Here is a 19391-nt window from a genome sequence, read left to right as displayed (position 1 = left end):
AATTCCACCTTTTGATTGTAATAATCCTAACACGAAAGACTGGCCGGATTTTCCCGGCTGGCGTTGACAAAACAACGAAATAACCGATTACCGGATTTTTTCCACTTTTGCAAATCCGTAGAGTTAATGCCGTAGTTACTGAACAACGTAAATGTGTCGTCCAGATATTCGTCAACCTGAGCGATCAGCTTATTATCCTCAGCGTACTTAATTTTATAATTAAGGGCGAATGTGGCAATGTGCTCGATCAGTTCATTTAACTGGAGATTGACAGCCGATGTCGGGTCGTTGACCCAGCCATGGTTGCTCTCTTCCAGGTTTGCAAGGCAGTCATGATACAGCGTTTCGCAGAGAAAGCGTAGTTGTGCGATATCATGTCTTTTTGGCGAGTATTCGTCCATAACGCATCCCCTTTTGAGTGGTTTAAACGACGACTAACAAACACCGTTGTGGGATGAACACGACTAACTGACCTGACACTAACTAAGTAATCCTGCTGATTTAACTATAATCCACTCTCCAGGAGATTTCATCGTGCTATTACGAAAAATTACAATTATCAGAGAGAAATTATCTTAAAAATAGACGAATTAATTTCTGCGGCCCGGGCGCGCAGCCTGAAAAATAGAGATGTCTTATCAATCATCGGTTTAAGACAGGCAGTCGTCGCGTTCAGAAACCGCCGGCCGTGAATGATGATATTAGGATTATTCCTGGTAAATGAGCGTGAGAAGACCCTAAGGGCTAAACAGCGCGATAGATATAGTCTGCAACACATCAATAGATATTAAATGCAGCGCGAAAAATAAACAATGGCAATATGTGCCCTGTCGGTAATGAACAAAAAAAGGGCCGCGGTGGCGGCCCTTTGTTCAGTAGTGCAGATTAATGATGCTCAACCTGATGGCTGTGCTCAATATCTTCCGTTTTCTTACTAAAGCGGCGACGAACCACCACAAAGAACACCGGCACGAAGAAGATAGCCAGGATCGTCGCGGTCACCATCCCGCCCATTACGCCTGTACCGACGGCGTTCTGCGCACCGGAGCCAGCACCGGAGCTGATAACCAGCGGCATAACCCCAAGGATAAACGCCAGAGAGGTCATCAGGATCGGACGCAGACGCATACGCACCGCTTCAAGCGTCGCCTCAATCAGCCCTTTGCCCTCTTTCTCCATCAGGTCTTTGGCGAATTCAACGATCAGTATCGCGTTCTTCGCCGACAGGCCGATGGTGGTCAACAGGCCAACCTGGAAGTAAACGTCATTGGTTAAACCGCGGAGGGTGGCGGCTAACAGCGCGCCGACCACACCTAACGGTACGACCAGCATGACCGAGAACGGAATCGACCAGCTCTCATACAGCGCTGCCAGACACAGGAAGACGACAATCAGCGAGATGGCATACAGGGCAGGGGCCTGGTTACCGGACAGCCGCTCCTGATAAGACATCCCGGTCCAGTCGTAGCCGATACCCGACGGCAGTTTACCCGCCAGCTCTTCCATCAGGCTCATCGCCTCACCGGTACTCTTGCCTGGCGCTGCCTGGCCAAGAATTTCCATCGATGGCAGACCGTTGTAGCGTTCCAGACGCGGCGAACCGTATTCCCAACGCGAGGTGGAGAAGGCGGAGAACGGCACCATCTGGCCATCACTGCCGCGAACATACCACTTGCCGATGTCTTCCGGCAGCATACGGTATTTCGCTTCGGACATGATGTACACTTTCTTCACGCGGCCGCGGTCGATAAAGTCGTTGACATAGCTTCCGCCCCAGGCAGCGCCCAGCGTGGTGTTAATGTCGCTGATGGAGACGCCCAGCGCCTGGGCTTTTTCCTGATCGATATCGACTTTGAACTGCGGTGTATCTTCCAGACCGTTAGGACGCACGCCGGTCAGCACGTCAGGATGCTGCGCCACCATACCAAACAGCTGATTACGTGCCTGGGTCAGTTTTTCGTGTCCCAGGCCGCCCTGATCAATCAGCTGGAAGTCAAAGCCGGTCGCGGTACCCAGTTCAACGATAGCCGGCAGGTTAAAGGCGAAGACCATCGCGTCTTTAATCTGCGAGAAGTAGCCCATCGCCCGACCAGTGATCGCTTCAACTTTGTTTTCGTCGCCCGGACGTTGGCTCCAGTCTTTCAGCGAGACGAACGCGATACCGGTGTTCTGGCCGCGGCCGGCGAAGCCGAAGCCGTTAACCGCAAACACGGATTCCACGTTGTCCTTCTCTTTGGTGAGATAGTAATTCGTCATCTCATCCAGCACTTTCTGCGTGCGCTCCTGGGTGGCGCCGGCAGGCAGCTGGGCCATACTCAGGAATACCCCCTGGTCTTCGTCCGGCAGGAACGAGCTCGGCAGACGAACGAACAGCCACGCCATGCCCACTACGATGATCAGATACAGCACCAGATAGCGACCGGTGCTGCGCAGAATGTTGCCTACGCTGTCGGTGTAATGGTGCGTGCTCTTATCGAACATGCGGTTAAACCAGCCGAAGAAACCGGTGGTCGCGCCGTGGCTGCCTTTCTGGATAGGCTTCAGCATCGTGGCGCACAGCGCCGGCGTCAGGATCAGCGCGACCAGTACCGATAGCGCCATCGCGGAAACGATGGTGATGGAGAACTGGCGATAGATGGCGCCGGTTGAACCGCCGAAGAATGCCATCGGGATAAATACCGCCGACAGCACCATGGCGATACCTACCAGCGCGCCCTGAATCTGCCCCATCGATTTACGCGTCGCTTCTTTCGGCGGCAGGCCTTCTTCGGCCATGACGCGCTCGACGTTCTCGACCACCACGATGGCGTCATCCACCAGCAGGCCGATGGCGAGCACCATCCCGAACATCGTCAGGGTGTTTATCGAGAAGCCAAACGCCGCCAGCACCGCGAAGGTCCCTAACAGGACCACCGGCACCGCGATGGTCGGGATCAGCGTGGCGCGGAAGTTCTGCAGGAACAGATACATCACCAGGAAGACCAGGATGATCGCTTCCACCAGCGTTTTAACCACTTCGTGAATAGAGATTTTCACGAACGGGGTGGTGTCATACGGGTAAACGATTTTCATCCCCGACGGGAAAAACGGCTCCATCTTCGCCAGTTCAGCGCGGATCGCGTTGGCGGTATCCAGCGCGTTCGCGCCGGTAGCCAGTTTAATACCCAGACCGGACGCTGGCTGGCCGTTATACTTCGCCACCACGTCATAGCTTTCGCCACCAAGCTCAATTTTGGCGACATCACGCAGACGAACCTGGGAACCATCCTGGTTCACCTTCAGCAGGATGTTGCCAAACTCTTCCGTATTGGTCAGACGCGTTTGTGCGACGATGGACGCGTTGAGCTGCTGACCTTTCACCGGCGGCGTACCGCCTAACTGACCAGCGGCTACCTGGGCGTTCTGCGCTTTCAGAGCGCTGATCACGTCCACCGGCGTGAGCTGGAAGTTATTCAGTTTATTCGGATCCATCCAGATACGCATCGCGTACTGGGAACCGAAAAGCTGAACGTCGCCGACGCCGCTGGTACGGCTGATCGGGTCCTTCATGTTGGCCGCCACGTAGTCCGAAATATCGTCCTGGTTCATGGTGCCGTTGGTGTTAATAACGCCGACAACCATCAGGAAGCTGCTGGACGCTTTCTCAACGCTGATCCCTTGCTGCTGTACTTCTTGCGGCAGCAGAGGGGTGGCCAGGGCCAGCTTGTTCTGAACCTGAACCTGGGCGATGTCCGGATCGGTACCGGATTCGAAGGTCAGGGTGATGGTCGCCGTACCGGTGGAGTCGCCATTCGAGGACATGTACATCAGGTGATCGATACCGTTCATATTCTGTTCGATAACCTGAGTCACGGTGTTCTGCACGGTTTCGGCGTCAGCACCGGGGTACATGGCGGTAATGGAAATTGCTGGCGGCGCAATCGTCGGATATTGCGCCACCGGCAATTTGAGGATCGATAATCCCCCAGCCAGCATGATGATGATGGCGATCACCCATGCAAATATGGGGCGATCGATAAAGAAATTAGGCATGTCTTAACGGCTCCTGTTTAAGTTAAGACTTGGTTTGTTCTGATGGCGCGTTGCCTGCGGCTTGCTGTTTATCATCAGAAGCTACTTCCTGCGCTTTTACCTGCACGCCTGGTTTGATTTTTTGCAGGCCGGTGACGATAACGCGATCGCCGGATTTCAGACCGTCAGTGACCAGCCATTTATCGCCAATCGCTTGAGAAGCAGTGACCTGGCGGACTTCGACCTTATCGCCTTCACCCACTACCATGACGCTGGCATCGCCGCGCGGCGTACGGGTGACACCCTGTTGCGGTACCAGCAGGGCGTCAGGGTTAACCCCTTCTTCCAGACGGGCACGGACAAACATCCCCGGTAGCAGGGTGTGATCCGGGTTAGGGAAAATAGCGCGCAGCGTGATAGAGCCGGTGGTCTGATCGACGGTGACATCCGAGAATTCCAGCGTGCCGGCCTGCGGATACTTAAGACCGTCGTTAGTCACCAGCTCCACTTTCGCTTTCCCGTTTTCCTGTTTCAGACGGCCATCGGCCAGCTCCTGTTTCAGGCGCAGGAAATCATTGCTCGACTGGGTGACGTCGACATAGATCGGATCCAACTGCTGAACGGTTGCCAGGGCGGTTGTTTGACCATTTTGCACCAGCGCCCCTTCGGTTACCGCGGATTTACCAATGCGACCGCTAATCGGCGAGGTGACTTTGGTGTAGGCCAGATTGATGCGCGCGGTTTCAACGGCTGCTTTCGCCGCGACCACGGCCGCATTGCTCTGCTGCGCCGTCGCGACGGCGGTATCGTAGTCTTGTTGACTGATATATTTAGTGCCTAACAGTTTCTGATAACGCTTGACCGTCAGTTGATCCATGTTTGCCGCCGCCTGGGCTTTTGCCAGGTCGCCTTTGGCGCTGTCATAGCTGGCCTGATAGGTGGCTGGATCGATCTGATACAGGGAAACGCCGGCCTGGATATCGCTACCTTCCACGAAGTTACGTTTTAAAATAATGCCACTGACCTGAGGACGAACTTCCGCAATGCGATAGGCGCTGGTGCGGCCTGGCAGTTCGGTGGTTATTTGTAGAGGTGCGGATTTGAGCGTCACAATACCGACTTCCGGCATGTGCTGGGCTCCTTGTTGAGCCGGTTTATCGTCACATCCTGTTAGCGCTAAGCTGCCTGAGAGCATCAGAACGACCGCCAGAGGCGTTAACCCTCTGTTTTTGTTCATATGTAAACCTCGAGTGTCCAATTTCAAAATGTTCAGTGGCTCAAACAACCACAAACCCACTACAGTCTTTCTATTATGGTCGTGCTATGGTACATACATTCACAAATGTATGTAAACGTAACCTCTGTAAAGTCATTAACCTATGGCACGAAAAACCAAACAACAGGCACGTGAAACCCGGCAACTGATTCTGGATGTTGCTCTGCGTCTGTTTTCGCAGCAAGGCGTATCATCTACCTCGTTGGCAACAATTGCAAAAGCTGCGGGTGTAACGAGGGGGGCTATCTACTGGCATTTCAAGAATAAATCAGATTTATTCAACGAAATTTGGGAGCTGTCAGACGCCAGTATTAGCGATCTCGAAATTGAGTATCGGGCAAAATTCCCCAACGATCCACTCTCAGTTATCAGGGAGATATTAGTGTATGTTCTTGAAGCGACAGTGACAGAAGAGCGTCGTCGGTTGATGATGGAGATTATCTTCCATAAGTGTGAATTCGTCGGAGAAATGACCGTAGTGCAGCAGGCCCAGCGGCAGCTCTCCCTGGCGAGCTACGAGCGTATCGAGCAAACCTTAAAAGAGTGTATTGCGGCGAAGCTGTTGCCTGCCAATTTACTCACCCGGCGAGCGGCGATTTTAATGCGCAGCTACCTTTCAGGCCTGATGGAGAACTGGCTGTTTGCTCCCGACTCGTTCGACCTGCATGCGGAAGCGCGTGACTACGTCGCCATCCTGCTGGAGATGTATCAATTCTGCCCCACGCTTCGCGGCCCGGAGAGCCTGCCAGCTTAACGAAGCGTGCGGATGAGCGTGAATTTTTAGCGCGGTCCGCCGCTATTCGCCAGCGATGAGAAGTGCTATTCTGCGCGCTTGCGACGACCCCCGGTATTCTCCGGCATTTGCATTCATTCATATTAACTATGCTGCACACGATCTCCAGGCAACGCGCCACGTTCATCTTTACCATTATACTGCTCTGTTTTATTGGCCTTTTCAGTCCAGTTCAGGGCCGCGCCGCGGACCTCCCTGACCGGGCGGAGGTGCAGAGTCAGCTCAATACATTAAACAAGCAAAAAGAACTGACTCCGCAGGATAAACTGGTCCAGCAGGATTTGACCCAGACCCTGGAAACGCTGGATAAAATCGATCGCATCAAGAGCGAGACGATGCAGCTCCGCCAGCAGGTCGAGCAAGCCCCGGCGAAGCTGCGCCAGGCGGTGGACAGCCTTAACAATCTGAGCGATGTCCCGAACGACGACGCGACGCGCAAAACGCTGAGCACGCTCTCCCTGCGTCAGCTGGAATCACGCGTCACCCAAACGCTGGACGATCTGCAGAATGCGCAAAACGATCTGGCGACCTACAACAGCCAGCTGGTTTCCCTGCAAACGCAGCCGGAACGGGTGCAAAATGCGATGTACAACGCCTCCCAGCAGCTGCAGCAGATCCGCAATCGTCTGAATGGCACCTCGGTGGGGGATGAGACTCTGCGTCCGACCCAGCAGGTGCTGCTGCAGGCCCAGCAGGCGTTGCTTAACGCGCAGATCGAGCAGCAGCGCAAGAGCCTCGAAGGCAACACTATCCTGCAGGATACCCTGCAGAAGCAGCGTGACTACGTCACCGCCTGGAGCAACCGGCTGGAGCATCAGCTGCAGCTGCTGCAGGAGGCGGTGAACAGCAAGCGGCTGACGCTGACTGAGAAAACCGCCCAGGAGGCGGTCACGCCGGATGAAACCACGCGTATTCAGGCCAACCCGCTGGTCAAGCAGGAGCTGGATGTTAACCACCAGTTGAGCGAGAAGCTGATCCAGGCGACGGAGAATGGCAACCAGCTGGTGCAGCGCAATATCCAGGTAAAGAACTGGCTCGACCGCGCTCTGCAGTCTGAGCGGGATATTAAAGAGCAAATTTCCGTGCTCAAGGGCAGCCTGCTGCTGTCGCGCATTCTTTATCAGCAGCAGCAGACGCTGCCGTCGGCGGATGAGCTGCAGGATATGACTAATCGCATAGCCGACCTGCGGCTTGAACAGTTTGAAGTTAACCAGCAGCGCGACGCCCTGTTCCAGAGCGATGCCTATGTCGCTAAGCTGGAAGAGGGGCACAGCGCTGAAGTAACCGATGAAGTGCACGCCGCGCTGCTGGAAGTGATCGACATGCGTCGCGAGCTGCTTGACCAGTTCAATAAACAGCTGGGGAACCAGCTGATGATGGCCATCAACCTGCAGATCAACCAGCAGCAGCTGATGAGCGTCTCCAGCAGCCTGAAAGAAATCCTGACCCAGCAAATTTTCTGGGTGAACAGCAATAAACCGATGGACTGGGAGTGGATTAAGGCCTTCCCGGAAGCGCTGAAAGGTCAGTTTAAGGCGATGAAAATCACCGTGAACTGGGAAAAAGCGTGGCCGGCGGTATTTATCGCTTTCCTCGCCGGATTACCGCTGCTGCTAATTGCCGGCCTGATCCGCTGGCGTTTGCAGTGGCTCAAGGATTATCAGGCGAAGCTGGCTTCTCAGGTAGGCCAACTACGCAATGATACCCAACTGCATACGCCGAAGGCGATCTTTATCGACCTGATCCGCGCCTTACCGGTGGTGCTGGTGATTCTGGCGATTGGCCTGATCTTACTCACCATGCAGTTAAATATCAGCGGACTGCTGTGGGCGTACAGTAAAAAACTGGCGATGTTCTGGCTGGTGTTTGGCCTGTGCTGGAAAGTGCTGGAAAAGAACGGCGTGGCGGTCAGCCACTTTAATATGCCGGCGCAGTTGACCAGCCACTGGCGGCGGCAGATTGTCCGCGTCAGCCTGGCGCTGCTGCCGCTGAATTTCTGGTCGGTGATTTCCGAGCTGTCGCCGCTGAACCTGATGGACGATGTGCTGGGGCAGCTGGTGATTTTCTTCAACTTACTGCTGATCGCGGTGCTGGTCTGGCCGATGTGCCGGGAAAGCTGGCGCGATAAAGAGTCGCACAGCCTGCGCCTGCTGACGATCACGGTGCTGTCTATCGTTCCGGTGGCCCTGATGGTGCTGACGGCGACCGGCTACTTCTACACCACGCTGCGCCTGGCGGGACGCTGGATCGAGACGGTTTATCTGGTAATGATCTGGAACCTGCTGTACCAGACCGTGCTGCGTGGCCTGAGCGTGGCGGCGCGGCGTATCGCCTGGCGCCGGGCGCTGGCGCGCCGTCAGCATCTGGTGAAGGAGGGCGCGGAAGGCGCTGAGCCGCAGGAGGAGCCGACTATCGCTCTCGAACAGGTTAACCAGCAGACGTTGCGCATCACCATGCTGGTGATGATCGCGCTGTTCGCGGTCATGTTCTGGGCGATTTGGTCGGATTTGATCACCGTTTTCGCCTATCTCGACAGCATCACCCTCTGGCATTACAACGGCACCGAGGCGGGGGCCAGCGTGGTGCGCAGCGTGACGATGGGCAGCCTGCTGTTTGCCATTGTGGCGTCGATGGTTGCCTGGGCGCTAATCCGCAACCTGCCGGGGCTGCTGGAGGTGCTGGTCCTGTCGCGGCTCAATATGCGCCAGGGGACTTCCTACGCCATCACCACCATTCTTAACTATGCGATTATCGCCATTGGGGCGATGACGGTATTCGGATCGCTGGGCGTCTCCTGGGACAAACTGCAATGGCTGGCGGCCGCGCTGTCGGTTGGTTTGGGTTTTGGTCTGCAGGAGATCTTCGGTAACTTTGTCTCCGGCCTGATTATTCTGTTCGAACGTCCGGTGCGCATTGGGGATACGGTGACTATCGGCACCTTCTCCGGTACGGTAAGCAAAATCCGTATTCGCGCCACCACCATTACCGACTTCGATCGCAAAGAGGTGATCATCCCGAACAAGGCGTTCGTTACCGAGCGCTTGATCAACTGGTCGCTCTCCGACACCGTGACCCGCGTGGTAATCCGCCTCGGCGTCGCCTACGGTTCCGACCTGGATAAGGTGAAGGAGGTGCTGCTGAAGGTGGCGCACGATCATCCGAAAGTGATGCAGGAGCCAGCGCCGGCGGTCTTCTTCACCACCTTCGGCCCCAGTACGCTGGATCATGAACTACGCCTGTATGTCCGTGAACTGCGCGATCGCAGCTACACGGTGGATGAGCTCAACCGCGCCATCGACCGTCTGTGCCGGGAGAATGACATCAACATTGCCTTTAACCAGCTAGAAGTCCATCTGCGAAATGAAAAGGGTGATGAAGTCACGGAAGTGAAGCGGGATGGAAAGGGCGACGATTTAGCTCCCTCCGTCGCGTCTTAACTGAAGAGGGGCGGCGCAACGCCGCCCCTGCTGCATCAGGGCGCCAGCGCGGCGAGCTCCTCGTCGCTAAGCCCGGTGAGTTCCCGCACGATTTGTCGTTCGAGGCCGCGCGCCAGCATTCTGGCGGCGATGCTGCGAGTGGCGGCTTCTCGACCTTCCTGCTCGCCCTCCTGCTGCCCCTGTTTACGGCCTTTCTCTTCCAGCCATTCGGCAATGGTCATCATCAGCTCCTTATGCCTGGGCGACTGCGCCGCCAGCGCGCGGATCAGCGCCCCCGGATGTTCCGTTGTACCCGCCTGCAACATATAGCGCAGCAGCGTATTCAACTGCGCTTCTGTCAGATAGCCTTGCGTCATCAGCGCAATCAGCGGCACCTGCAGCTCGGCCAGATCGCGATGGCGGATATGCTTTTGCAACAGCTCCAGCATGGCCATTCGCCGATGACGGACTATCTGATTATCTGGCATAACGGTGAGGTCCACCAGCGGAAAATCACCGCTATAGAGCGCCTTCGACAGCGCCGGTTCGGCGAATAGCTGTTGCCAGTTGCGGGGCCAGGGCCAGGGGCTGACCTTGCCGTGATAAAACAGAATCGGCACCACCAGCGGCAGCGTGTCGTGGCCAGCGTCCAGATGACGCTGCATGGCGGCCAGCGCGTAGCGCAGCAGGCGAAACGCCATCAGCTTGTCCGGGGTACTCTGGTGCTCAATCAGCGCGTAAACATAGCCCGGTCCGTGGCGGGTGCGCAGTGAGTAAAGGATATCGGAATAGCTGGCGCGCAGGTCCTCTTCAACAAAGCTACCGGAGACCAGCTGCAGCGACTCCAGCTCGCAGATTGCCAGAAACGGCGCGGGCAGATACAGCTGCAGGAAATCCTTCGCCACCGCATGATGCATCAGCATCTGGCGAAAAACCGCATCGTGCGGGGTTTGACTGACCTTTTCCATCAATATTGCCTCCATCGGCGTCATGCGCAGAGGACCACTCTGCCAGCACTCCGCCGTGGGCAACATCTTACTTCTGCGGCGTTTGCGAGGCGCTTTCCGCGTTTTTTAACTTGTTTGCATAATCCCGCCTGACAATTTCCAGCGCGTCCAGCACGGTTTGCGCCGGGATCTGATGTGATTCCAGCAACATGATTAAATCGACGGCCAGTTTGACCTCATCGGGGGCATTTTCCAGCGACATCGGACTCTCCTGTTAGCGCGTCAGCCGCGCCAGTACGTTTTCAATCTTATCCAGCGCCTGTCGGCAGCGCGCCAGCCGTCCACTGTAGACCTCGACTTCCCTGGCCAGCCGCTGCTGCTCGTCGAGGCTGGTAGCCTGCGTCAGCTGGCGCTGGCGTTGGTCGCGCATCGCCAGCAGGCGGCGCTCATACTCCTGATGCTGTAGGCGACGGCGCTGCCAGCGGCTCAGCGTTGGCGAGGCATGGTCCCAACTGCGCAGCGACCAGGTGGCGGTTTCGCGACGCAGCGCAGCGATTTGCGCCGCCAGACGCTCGGCGATCCAGGCTACCTGCGGCAACTGCTGGCGCTCGACGGCCTGGCGGAGCTGGTGAAAGTTGTGTTGGGCTTCCGCCAGATAGGCCTGCATCAGCGTGCTGCGGGTGTGGAAGAGCTGGCGGTCAAAGCGCGGGCTGAGGGTCGCGTGCTCCGCCAGCGGCGCCACCTGCGCGGCCAGCTCGCTGAGCTGATTGTTCAGCGTTTGTAAAAGTTGAGCTGTTTTCACCAACCCCCTCCATTCTCCATCAGCCAACTGTGCTACAGTAGCCGTATCTGTTTGATAACGATTCGCATTATGCCACCTGTTATTTTAACCATTATCGGCTGGCTGGCGGTAGCGCTGGGTACGCTGGGCGTCTTCTTACCGTTGCTGCCGACGACGCCGTTTATTCTGCTTGCTGCCTGGTGCTTTGCCCGCTCATCGCCGCGCTTTCACCAGTGGCTGCTGTATCGCTCATGGTTCGGCGGCTATCTTCGCCACTGGCAACAGTACCGCGCCATGCCTCGCGGCGCCAAACCGCGCGCCATTGCCATGATCGTGGCGACTTTTGCTATTTCGCTGTGGCTGGTTAAGCTTACGTGGGTGCGCATCATGCTGTTGGTCATTCTGGCCTGTCTGCTGATCTTTATGTGGCGCATTCCGGTGGTTGACGCAAAGCAACAAAAGCACTGATGCGCAATAATGCCTGTTGCAATTGTTGCTGACAGCCAGTAAATTCTGGCGTTTTCGAGCGCGGGTAAGCCTGGTCAAAGGTTAAACAAATGTTTCTTTGGCCCCTTTTGCACGCCCGTGGGTAACACCGTTTCAATCAGGCATACACTTATGACCGCAACTGCACAGCAGCTTGAATATCTGAAGAACAGCATCCAGAGTATCGAGGATTATCCAAAACCGGGCATTCTTTTCCGCGATGTCACCAGTTTACTGGAAGACCCGAAAGCTTACGCGCTCAGCATTGAACTGCTGACCGAGCGCTACAAAGACGCGGGAATTACCAAAGTGGTAGGGACTGAGGCGCGTGGCTTCCTTTTCGGCGCACCGGTTGCGCTGGCGCTGGGCGTGGGCTTTGTTCCGGTACGCAAGCCGCGTAAGTTGCCGCGTGAAACCATCGCTGAGAGCTATGAGCTGGAATACGGCACCGATCAGCTGGAGATCCACGTTGACGCCATCAAACCGGGCGACAAAGTGCTGGTGGTGGACGATCTGCTGGCGACCGGCGGAACCATCGACGCGACGGTCAAACTGATCCGCCGTCTCGGCGGCGAAGTGCAGGATGCCGCTTTCATTATCAATCTCTTCGATCTGGGCGGCGAACAGCGCCTGGAGAAGCTGGGGATCCACTGCTTCAGTCTGGTGCCGTTCCCGGGCCACTAAGCAAATCCCTCCACATAGCCTCGCCGATCGGGCGGGGCTGTGATAGCATGACCCCTTCGTGATTTCACCTTCCAGCGTTTCAGAGCCAGCCCATGAGTTATCAGGTCTTAGCCCGTAAATGGCGCCCACAAACCTTTGCTGACGTCGTCGGCCAGGAACATGTGCTGACCGCACTGGCGAACGGCTTGTCGTTAGGGCGCATTCATCACGCTTATCTCTTTTCCGGTACCCGCGGAGTCGGTAAGACCTCCATCGCCCGCCTGCTGGCGAAAGGGTTAAACTGTGAAACCGGCATCACCGCCACCCCCTGCGGCGTGTGCGATAACTGCCGGGAAATTGAACAGGGGCGCTTTGTCGATCTGATTGAGATTGACGCCGCCTCACGCACCAAAGTCGAAGATACCCGCGACCTGCTGGATAACGTCCAGTACGCGCCGGCCCGGGGCCGCTTCAAGGTCTATCTCATCGACGAAGTTCATATGCTGTCGCGCCACAGCTTCAATGCGTTATTAAAAACGCTGGAGGAGCCGCCGGCGCACGTCAAATTCCTGCTGGCGACGACGGATCCGCAGAAGCTGCCGGTGACGATCTTATCCCGCTGCCTGCAGTTCCACCTGAAGGCGCTGGACGTTGAACAGATCCGCCATCAGCTGGAGCATATTCTTGGCGAAGAGCAGATTGCCTTCGAGCCCCGCGCGCTGCAGCTGTTGTCGCGCGCCGCCGACGGCAGCCTGCGCGATGCCTTAAGCCTGACCGATCAGGCTATTGCCAGTGGAGAAGGGCAACTGACGGCGGCGTCGGTGAGCACCATGCTCGGCACCCTCGATGACGATCAGGCACTGTCGTTGATTGAAGCCCTGGTCGCCGCCGATGGCGAGCGAGTCATGGCGGGCGTCAATGACGCCGCCGCGCGCGGCGTTGAATGGGAGGCGCTGCTGGTGGAGATGCAGAGCCTGCTGCACCGCATCGCCATGGTTCAGCTGTCCCCTTCGGCGCTGGGCACCGACATGGCCGCGGTCGAAGTGCGGATGCGCGAACTGGCGCGCACCGTACCGCCGGGCGACGTTCAGCTCTACTACCAAACGCTGCTGATTGGCCGCAAAGAGCTACCCTATGCCCCGGACCGGCGGATGGGCGTCGAAATGACGCTGCTGCGCGCCCTGGCGTTTCATCCGCGTAAGCCGCTGCCGGAGCCCGAGGTGCAGCCGGCGCAGGCCGCCGCGCCCGCGCCGCGCCAGCCGGTTTCCCCCGCAGCGCCGCCGCCACAGCCGCCGCAGAGTTTGCCGCCGACCACCAGCCAGGTGCTGGCGGCCCGCAGCCACCTGCAGCGCAGCCAGGGAGCAACCACCCCAAAAAAGAGTGAACCGGCAGCCGCTTCCCGCGCGCGGCCGGTGAATAACGCTGCGCTGGAGCGACTGAGTTCGATTACCGAGCGCGTCCAGGCTCGTCCGGCCGCGGCGGCGCTGGAGCAGGCCCCGGCGAAGAAAGAGGCTTATCGCTGGAAGGCGACGACGGTGGTTGAAGAGACCAAAGTCGAAGTCGCCACGCCTAAAGCGCTGAAAAAAGCGCTGGAGCATGAAAAAACGCCTGAGCTGGCGGCCAAGCTTGCCGTTGAAGCGGTCGAGCGCGACAGCTGGGCGGCAGAAGTGAGCCAGTTGGCAGTACCGAAGCTGGTCGAGCAGGTGGCGCTCAACGCGTGGAAAGAGCAGGAGGGCAATCGCGTCTGTCTGCATCTGCGCTCCAGCCAGCGCCACCTCAATTCCGCCGGCGCACAGCAAAAGCTGGCTGAAGCGCTGGGGGTGTTGTACGGTACGCCCGTTGAATTGACCATCGTGGAAGACGATAATCCCGCGATGCGCACGCCGCTGGAGTGGCGGCAGGCTATTTATGAAGAGAAGCTCGCGCAGGCGCGCGAAGCGATTATTGCGGATAATAACATTCAGACCCTGCGTCGTTTCTTTGACGCCGATCTGGATGAAGAGAGTATCCGCCCCATTTGACTGCAAGTTTGACTTGCAGTCAGTACCTTTAATGATGACTGACTGAGAGAGAAGCCTATGTTTGGTGGAAAAGGCGGCCTGGGTAACCTGATGAAGCAGGCCCAGCAGATGCAAGAAAAAATGCAGAAGATGCAGGAAGAGATCGCTCAGCTGGAAGTGACCGGCGAATCCGGCGCGGGTCTGGTGAAAGTGACCATTAACGGCGCGCACAACTGCCGCCGCGTGGAGATCGACCCAAGCCTGCTGGAAGATGACAAAGAGATGCTGGAAGATCTGGTGGCTGCCGCGTTCAACGACGCTGCGCGCCGTATCGAAGAGACTCAGAAAGAGAAGATGGCTTCCGTCTCTGCCGGTATGCAGCTGCCGCCAGGCTTCAAGATGCCGTTCTGATGCAAACCAGCCCGCTGTTAACTCAGCTTATGGAAGCACTGCGCTGTCTGCCGGGCGTCGGCCCGAAGTCGGCGCAGCGCATGGCGTTTACCCTGCTGCAGCGCGATCGCAGCGGCGGGATGCGTCTGGCGCAGGCGCTGACGCGCGCGATGTCGGAGATCGGCCACTGTGCCGATTGCCGCACCTTCACCGAGCAGGAGGTGTGCAATATCTGCAGCAACCCGCGTCGCCAGGAAAACGGCCAGATCTGCGTGGTGGAGAGTCCGGCGGACATCTACGCCATTGAGCAGACCGGGCAGTATTCCGGCCGCTACTTCGTGCTGATGGGGCACCTGTCGCCGCTCGACGGCATCGGGCCTGATGACATCGGGCTCGATCGCCTGGAGCAACGGCTGGAGGCGGAGTCGATCACCGAGGTGATCCTTGCCACCAACCCGACCGTTGAGGGCGAGGCGACAGCCAACTATATCGCGGAGCTGTGCGCGCAGTATGGCGTCGACGCCAGCCGAATCGCCCACGGCGTGCCGGTGGGCGGCGAGCTGGAGATGGTCGACGGCACCACGCTGTCCCACTCGCTGGCCGGTCGCCACAAGATTACTTTCTGAACAAATGGAGGCGGCTATCGCCGCCTCCGCTTGAAAAATTTCCCCACTGTCCCCATCTCCCACTCAACGGTTTTTTACCCATTTAAAATGGCATTGTTGAGGTTGAATCAGATGAAAGGACAAGAAACTCGTGGTTTTCAGTCAGAAGTAAAACAGCTTCTGCACCTGATGATCCATTCCCTCTATTCCAACAAAGAAATCTTTCTGCGTGAGCTGATTTCCAACGCCTCTGATGCGGCCGATAAGCTGCGTTTCCGCGCGCTGTCGCAGCCGGATTTGTATGAGGGAGACGGCGAGCTGCGCGTGCGGGTTTCGTTTGATAAAGACAACCGTACCCTGACCATTGCCGATAACGGGATCGGTATGAACCGGGAAGAGGTTATCGACCATCTCGGCACCATCGCCAAATCCGGCACCAAAGCGTTCCTCGAATCGATGGGTTCCGACCAGGCAAAAGATAGCCAGCTGATTGGCCAGTTCGGTGTCGGCTTCTATTCGGCCTTCATCGTGGCGGATAAAGTGACCGTCCGTACCCGTGCGGCAGGCGATAAACCTGAGAACGGCGTGTTCTGGGAATCCGCCGGCGAAGGGGAATATACCGTGGCTGACATCACCAAAGCCGATCGCGGGACCGAAATCACCCTGCATCTGCGCGAAGGTGAGGACGATTTCCTCAACGACTGGCGCGTGCGCTCCATCATCAGCAAGTATTCCGACCATATCGCGCTGCCGGTTGAGATTGAGAAACGGGAAGAGAAAGACGGCGAAACCGTTATCAGTTGGGAAAAAATCAACAAGGCGCAGGCCCTGTGGACTCGCAGCAAGTCTGAAGTTAACGACGACGAATACAAAGAATTCTACAAGCACATTGCCCATGACTACAGCGACCCGCTGACCTGGAGCCACAACCGCGTGGAAGGTAAGCAGGAGTACACCAGCCTGCTGTATATCCCGTCGCAGGCGCCGTGGGATATGTGGAACCGCGATCATAAACACGGCCTGAAGCTGTACGTCCAGCGTGTGTTCATCATGGACGACGCCGAGCAGTTTATGCCGAACTACCTGCGCTTCGTACGCGGCCTGATAGACTCCAACGATCTGCCGCTGAACGTCTCCCGTGAAATTCTGCAGGACAGCAGCGTGACCCGCAACCTGCGCACCGCGCTGACCAAACGCGCGCTGCAGATGCTGGATAAGCTGGCGAAAGACGACGCCGAAAAATATCAGACCTTCTGGAAACAGTTCGGCCTGGTGCTGAAAGAGGGTCCGGCGGAAGATCCGAGCAACCAGGAGGCGATCGCCAAACTGCTGCGCTTCGCGACCACCCATACTGACTCCTCCGCGCAGACCGTGTCGCTGGAAGAGTACGTCTCGCGCATGAAAGAAGGTCAGGAGAAGATCTACTACATCACTGCCGACAGCTATGCGGCGGCGAAGAGCAGCCCGCACCTCGAGCTGCTGCGTAAGAAAGGGATCGAAGTGCTGCTGCTCTCCGATCGCATCGACGAGTGGATGATGAGCTACCTGACCGAGTTCGACGGCAAAGCGTTCCAGTCTGTCGCTAAAGCCGACGAGTCGCTGGACAAGCTGGCGGATGAAGTGGACGAGTCCACCAAAGAAGCCGAAAAAGCGCTGGAGCCGTTCGTTGAGCGTGTGAAAAACCTGCTTGGCGACCGGGTCAAAGAGGTGCGTCTGACCCATCGTCTGACCGATACCCCGGCGATTGTCACCACCGATGCCGACGAGATGAGCACCCAGATGGCGAAGCTTTTCGCGGCTGCGGGCCAGGCGGCGCCGGAAGTGAAATACATCTTCGAACTGAACCCGGCGCATCAGCTGGTGAAACGCGCAGCCGATACCCAGGATGACGCGCAGTTCGGCGAATGGGTGGAACTGCTGCTGGATCAGGCGCTGCTGGCCGAGCGCGGCACGCTGGAAGATCCGAACCAGTTTATCCGCCGTATGAACCAGCTGCTGGCTTCCTGACGCGAACCTGAACGAGTAGCCCGGCCGAGCGACGCGACGCCGGGAACGGGATAAATGCCCCGTCTGAGCGATTTGCTCAGACGGGGCATTTCACATTGGATTGCATAAAATATCTCACCATTAACCGTTTCAGCCGCACCGCCTTCCTTGAGCCATCGCCGTTCTGGTGGTATGGTTTAGCGTTTTTGAAAAATTGAATCGACTTTTGAGGGGATTTTCGTAATGCGTATTATTCTGCTTGGCGCTCCGGGCGCGGGTAAAGGAACTCAGGCTCAGTTCATCATGGAGAAATACGGTATTCCGCAAATCTCCACCGGCGATATGCTGCGCGCTGCGGTAAAGTCCGGCTCTGAGCTCGGTAAGCAGGCGAAAGACATCATGGACGCCGGTAAGCTGGTGACCGATGAGCTGGTTATCGCGCTGGTTAAAGAGCGTATCGCCCAGGAAGATTGCCGTAACGGCTTCCTGCTGGACGGTTTCCCGCGCACTATTCCGCAGGCTGACGCCATGAAAGAAGCGGGCATTACCGTTGATTACGTGCTGGAATTCGACGTGCCGGACGAACTGATTGTCGACCGTATCGTTGGCCGTCGCGTTCACGCGGCATCCGGTCGCGTATACCACATCAAATTCAATCCGCCGAAGGTGGAAGGCAAAGACGACGTGACCGGCGAAGAGCTGACCACCCGTAAAGACGACCAGGAAGAGACCGTGCGTAAGCGTCTGGTGGAATATCATCAGATGACGGCGCCGCTGATCGGCTACTACACCAAAGAAGCGCAGGCGGGCAACACCAAATATGCCAAAGTTGACGGCACCAAAGCGGTGGCTGACGTGCGCGCCGAACTGGAAAAAATCCTCGGCTGATAAAGCCTTTTCTCATCCTGCTGCGGCAGGATGAGAACTCCTCTCATTCCTACCTTTTGCTATGATTGGTTCCGTTTAGCGCCATTTCAGCTACAATTGGCTGCGATTCAAATGGTTAAGAGGCGGTAATGCATCAGACGAAAACAGGTATCTTGCTGGCCAATTTAGGCACTCCCGATGCGCCCACCCCCGGTGCGGTGAAGCGTTATCTGCGACAATTCCTCAGCGACAAACGGGTGGTGGATACGTCTCGTCTGCTATGGTGGCCGCTGCTGCGCGGCGTCATACTGCCGATTCGCTCTCCCCGCGTGGCTAAATTCTATCAGTCCGTCTGGATGGAAGAGGGGTCGCCGCTGATGGTATACAGCCGTCGCCAGCAGCAGGCGCTGGCCGCCAGACTGCCGGATACCCCGGTGGCGCTGGGCATGAGCTATGGAACGCCGTCGCTGGCCAGCGCGGTGGATGATTTACTGGCGCAAGGGGTGGGGCACATCGTGGTGCTGCCGCTGTATCCGCAATATTCCTGCTCGACGGTGGCTGCCGTCTGGGATGAGCTGGCGCGGATCCTCGCGAAAAAACGCGCCATTCCCGGTATCTCGTTTATTCGCGATTACGCCGGGCACCCGGACTATATCCATGCTCTGGCGGCCAGCGTGCGCGCCTCGTTTGCCGTTCATGGGGAACCGGATCTGCTGCTGCTTTCCTATCATGGGATCCCGCAGCGCTATGCCAACCAGGGAGATGATTATCCTCAGCGCTGTCGTGATACCACGCGGGAACTGGTCTCCGCGCTGGGGCTGCCACCGGAGCGGGTGATGATGACCTTCCAGTCGCGCTTTGGCCGGGAACCCTGGCTGACGCCGTACACCGATGAGACGCTGAAGATGCTCGGCGAGAAAGGGACGAAGCATATTCAGGTGCTGTGCCCGGGCTTTGCCGCCGACTGTCTCGAAACGCTGGAAGAGATCGCCGTCCAGAACCGGGAAATCTTCCTCGAAGCGGGTGGCAAGCAATATGAATACATTCCGGCGCTTAACGCGGACGCCGCGCATATTGAGATGATGGTCAACCTGACCGCGCCTTATCGCTGATCGCGCGCAGGGCGGGGAATATGCTACTATTTCCCGCTTGTTCCCTGTTATTTAAGCG

16 protein-coding genes and 1 other annotated feature are annotated in these 19391 nt (G+C 57.3%); of the genes, 10 read left to right on the top strand and 6 right to left on the bottom strand.

The window, feature by feature from the left end; all coding sequences use genetic code 11:
- Window positions 1–26: 26 nt before the first annotated feature.
- The 3 genes from tomB to acrA form a co-directional block, all read right to left on the bottom strand.
- Window positions 27–401, bottom strand: coding sequence for an Hha toxicity modulator TomB (gene tomB / locus ACLH1I_RS08685; protein ID WP_002892066.1), 375 nt, complete (start codon window positions 399–401; stop codon window positions 27–29).
- A gap of 484 nt (window positions 402–885) precedes the next feature.
- On the bottom strand, window positions 886–4032 hold the full coding sequence (gene acrB / locus ACLH1I_RS08680) for a multidrug efflux RND transporter permease subunit AcrB (protein WP_017898892.1): 3147 nt from the start codon (window positions 4030–4032) through the stop codon (window positions 886–888).
- Window positions 4033–4054: 22 nt separating this feature from the next.
- Window positions 4055–5248, bottom strand: coding sequence for a multidrug efflux RND transporter periplasmic adaptor subunit AcrA (gene acrA / locus ACLH1I_RS08675; RefSeq protein WP_004204747.1), 1194 nt, complete (start codon window positions 5246–5248; stop codon window positions 4055–4057).
- A 142-nt stretch (window positions 5249–5390) separates the two neighbouring features.
- Between acrA and acrR the strand changes: the two genes are divergently transcribed.
- Both acrR and mscK read left to right on the top strand, forming a co-directional pair.
- Complete coding sequence (gene acrR, locus ACLH1I_RS08670; protein ID WP_004204746.1) at window positions 5391–6041, top strand: multidrug efflux transporter transcriptional repressor AcrR; 651 nt, start codon at window positions 5391–5393, stop codon at window positions 6039–6041.
- Between the two features lie 128 nt (window positions 6042–6169).
- The gene (gene mscK, locus ACLH1I_RS08665; RefSeq protein WP_198079554.1) at window positions 6170–9517 is read left to right on the top strand and encodes a mechanosensitive channel MscK; all 3348 of its coding nucleotides are present in this window, start codon (window positions 6170–6172) and stop codon (window positions 9515–9517) included.
- A 35-nt stretch (window positions 9518–9552) separates the two neighbouring features.
- Here the strand turns inward: mscK and ACLH1I_RS08660 are convergent, their stop codons facing one another.
- The 3 genes from ACLH1I_RS08660 to priC all read right to left on the bottom strand — a co-directional run bounded on the left by ACLH1I_RS08660 (window position 9553) and on the right by priC (window position 11245).
- On the bottom strand, window positions 9553–10464 hold the full coding sequence (locus tag ACLH1I_RS08660; RefSeq protein WP_198079555.1) for an Rpn family recombination-promoting nuclease/putative transposase: 912 nt from the start codon (window positions 10462–10464) through the stop codon (window positions 9553–9555).
- 67 nt (window positions 10465–10531) lie between these two features.
- Complete coding sequence (rsmS, locus tag ACLH1I_RS08655) at window positions 10532–10705, bottom strand: pleiotropic regulatory protein RsmS (protein WP_004204742.1); 174 nt, start codon at window positions 10703–10705, stop codon at window positions 10532–10534.
- Window positions 10706–10717: 12 nt separating this feature from the next.
- Window positions 10718–11245, bottom strand: coding sequence for a primosomal replication protein N'' (gene priC / locus ACLH1I_RS08650; protein WP_004204741.1), 528 nt, complete (start codon window positions 11243–11245; stop codon window positions 10718–10720).
- A 69-nt stretch (window positions 11246–11314) separates the two neighbouring features.
- Here priC and ACLH1I_RS08645 point away from each other — a divergent pair, with 69 nt between their 5' ends.
- The 8 genes from ACLH1I_RS08645 to hemH all read left to right on the top strand — a co-directional run bounded on the left by ACLH1I_RS08645 (window position 11315) and on the right by hemH (window position 19333).
- Window positions 11315–11692, top strand: coding sequence for a DUF454 family protein (locus ACLH1I_RS08645; RefSeq protein WP_004204740.1), 378 nt, complete (start codon window positions 11315–11317; stop codon window positions 11690–11692).
- Between the two features lie 150 nt (window positions 11693–11842).
- Window positions 11843–12394 (top strand): adenine phosphoribosyltransferase, encoded by a 552-nt coding sequence (gene apt / locus ACLH1I_RS08640; protein ID WP_004204738.1) that lies wholly within the window; start codon window positions 11843–11845, stop codon window positions 12392–12394.
- Window positions 12395–12486: 92 nt separating this feature from the next.
- Complete coding sequence (dnaX, locus tag ACLH1I_RS08635) at window positions 12487–14394, top strand: DNA polymerase III subunit gamma/tau (protein ID WP_049117061.1); 1908 nt, start codon at window positions 12487–12489, stop codon at window positions 14392–14394.
- Window positions 13727–13791: a sequence feature (DnaX frameshifting element), on the top strand. Its footprint overlaps the gene before it by 65 nt.
- A gap of 57 nt (window positions 14395–14451) precedes the next feature.
- Window positions 14452–14784: a YbaB/EbfC family nucleoid-associated protein gene (locus tag ACLH1I_RS08630; protein ID WP_002892173.1), complete on the top strand. Its 333-nt coding sequence runs from the start codon at window positions 14452–14454 to the stop codon at window positions 14782–14784.
- On the top strand, window positions 14784–15389 hold the full coding sequence (gene recR / locus ACLH1I_RS08625; protein WP_002892177.1) for a recombination mediator RecR: 606 nt from the start codon (window positions 14784–14786) through the stop codon (window positions 15387–15389). The genes ACLH1I_RS08630 and recR overlap by 1 nt, the downstream gene beginning before the upstream one ends.
- A gap of 111 nt (window positions 15390–15500) precedes the next feature.
- Window positions 15501–17375, top strand: a complete 1875-nt coding sequence (gene htpG, locus ACLH1I_RS08620) for a molecular chaperone HtpG (RefSeq protein ID WP_004177228.1) — start codon at window positions 15501–15503, stop codon at window positions 17373–17375.
- Window positions 17376–17597: 222 nt separating this feature from the next.
- Entirely contained in the window at window positions 17598–18242 is a 645-nt protein-coding gene (gene adk / locus ACLH1I_RS08615; protein ID WP_002892184.1) for an adenylate kinase, read from the top strand.
- Window positions 18243–18370: 128 nt separating this feature from the next.
- The gene (gene hemH / locus ACLH1I_RS08610; RefSeq protein ID WP_198079556.1) at window positions 18371–19333 is read left to right on the top strand and encodes a ferrochelatase; all 963 of its coding nucleotides are present in this window, start codon (window positions 18371–18373) and stop codon (window positions 19331–19333) included.
- Window positions 19334–19391: the final 58 nt, after the last annotated feature.

This window comes from Klebsiella sp. 1SOBk10mer, from assembly GCF_046602535.1.
GTDB classification, from domain to species: domain Bacteria; phylum Pseudomonadota; class Gammaproteobacteria; order Enterobacterales; family Enterobacteriaceae; genus Klebsiella; species Klebsiella quasipneumoniae.
This window is presented reverse-complemented; position numbering and strand designations above follow the sequence as displayed.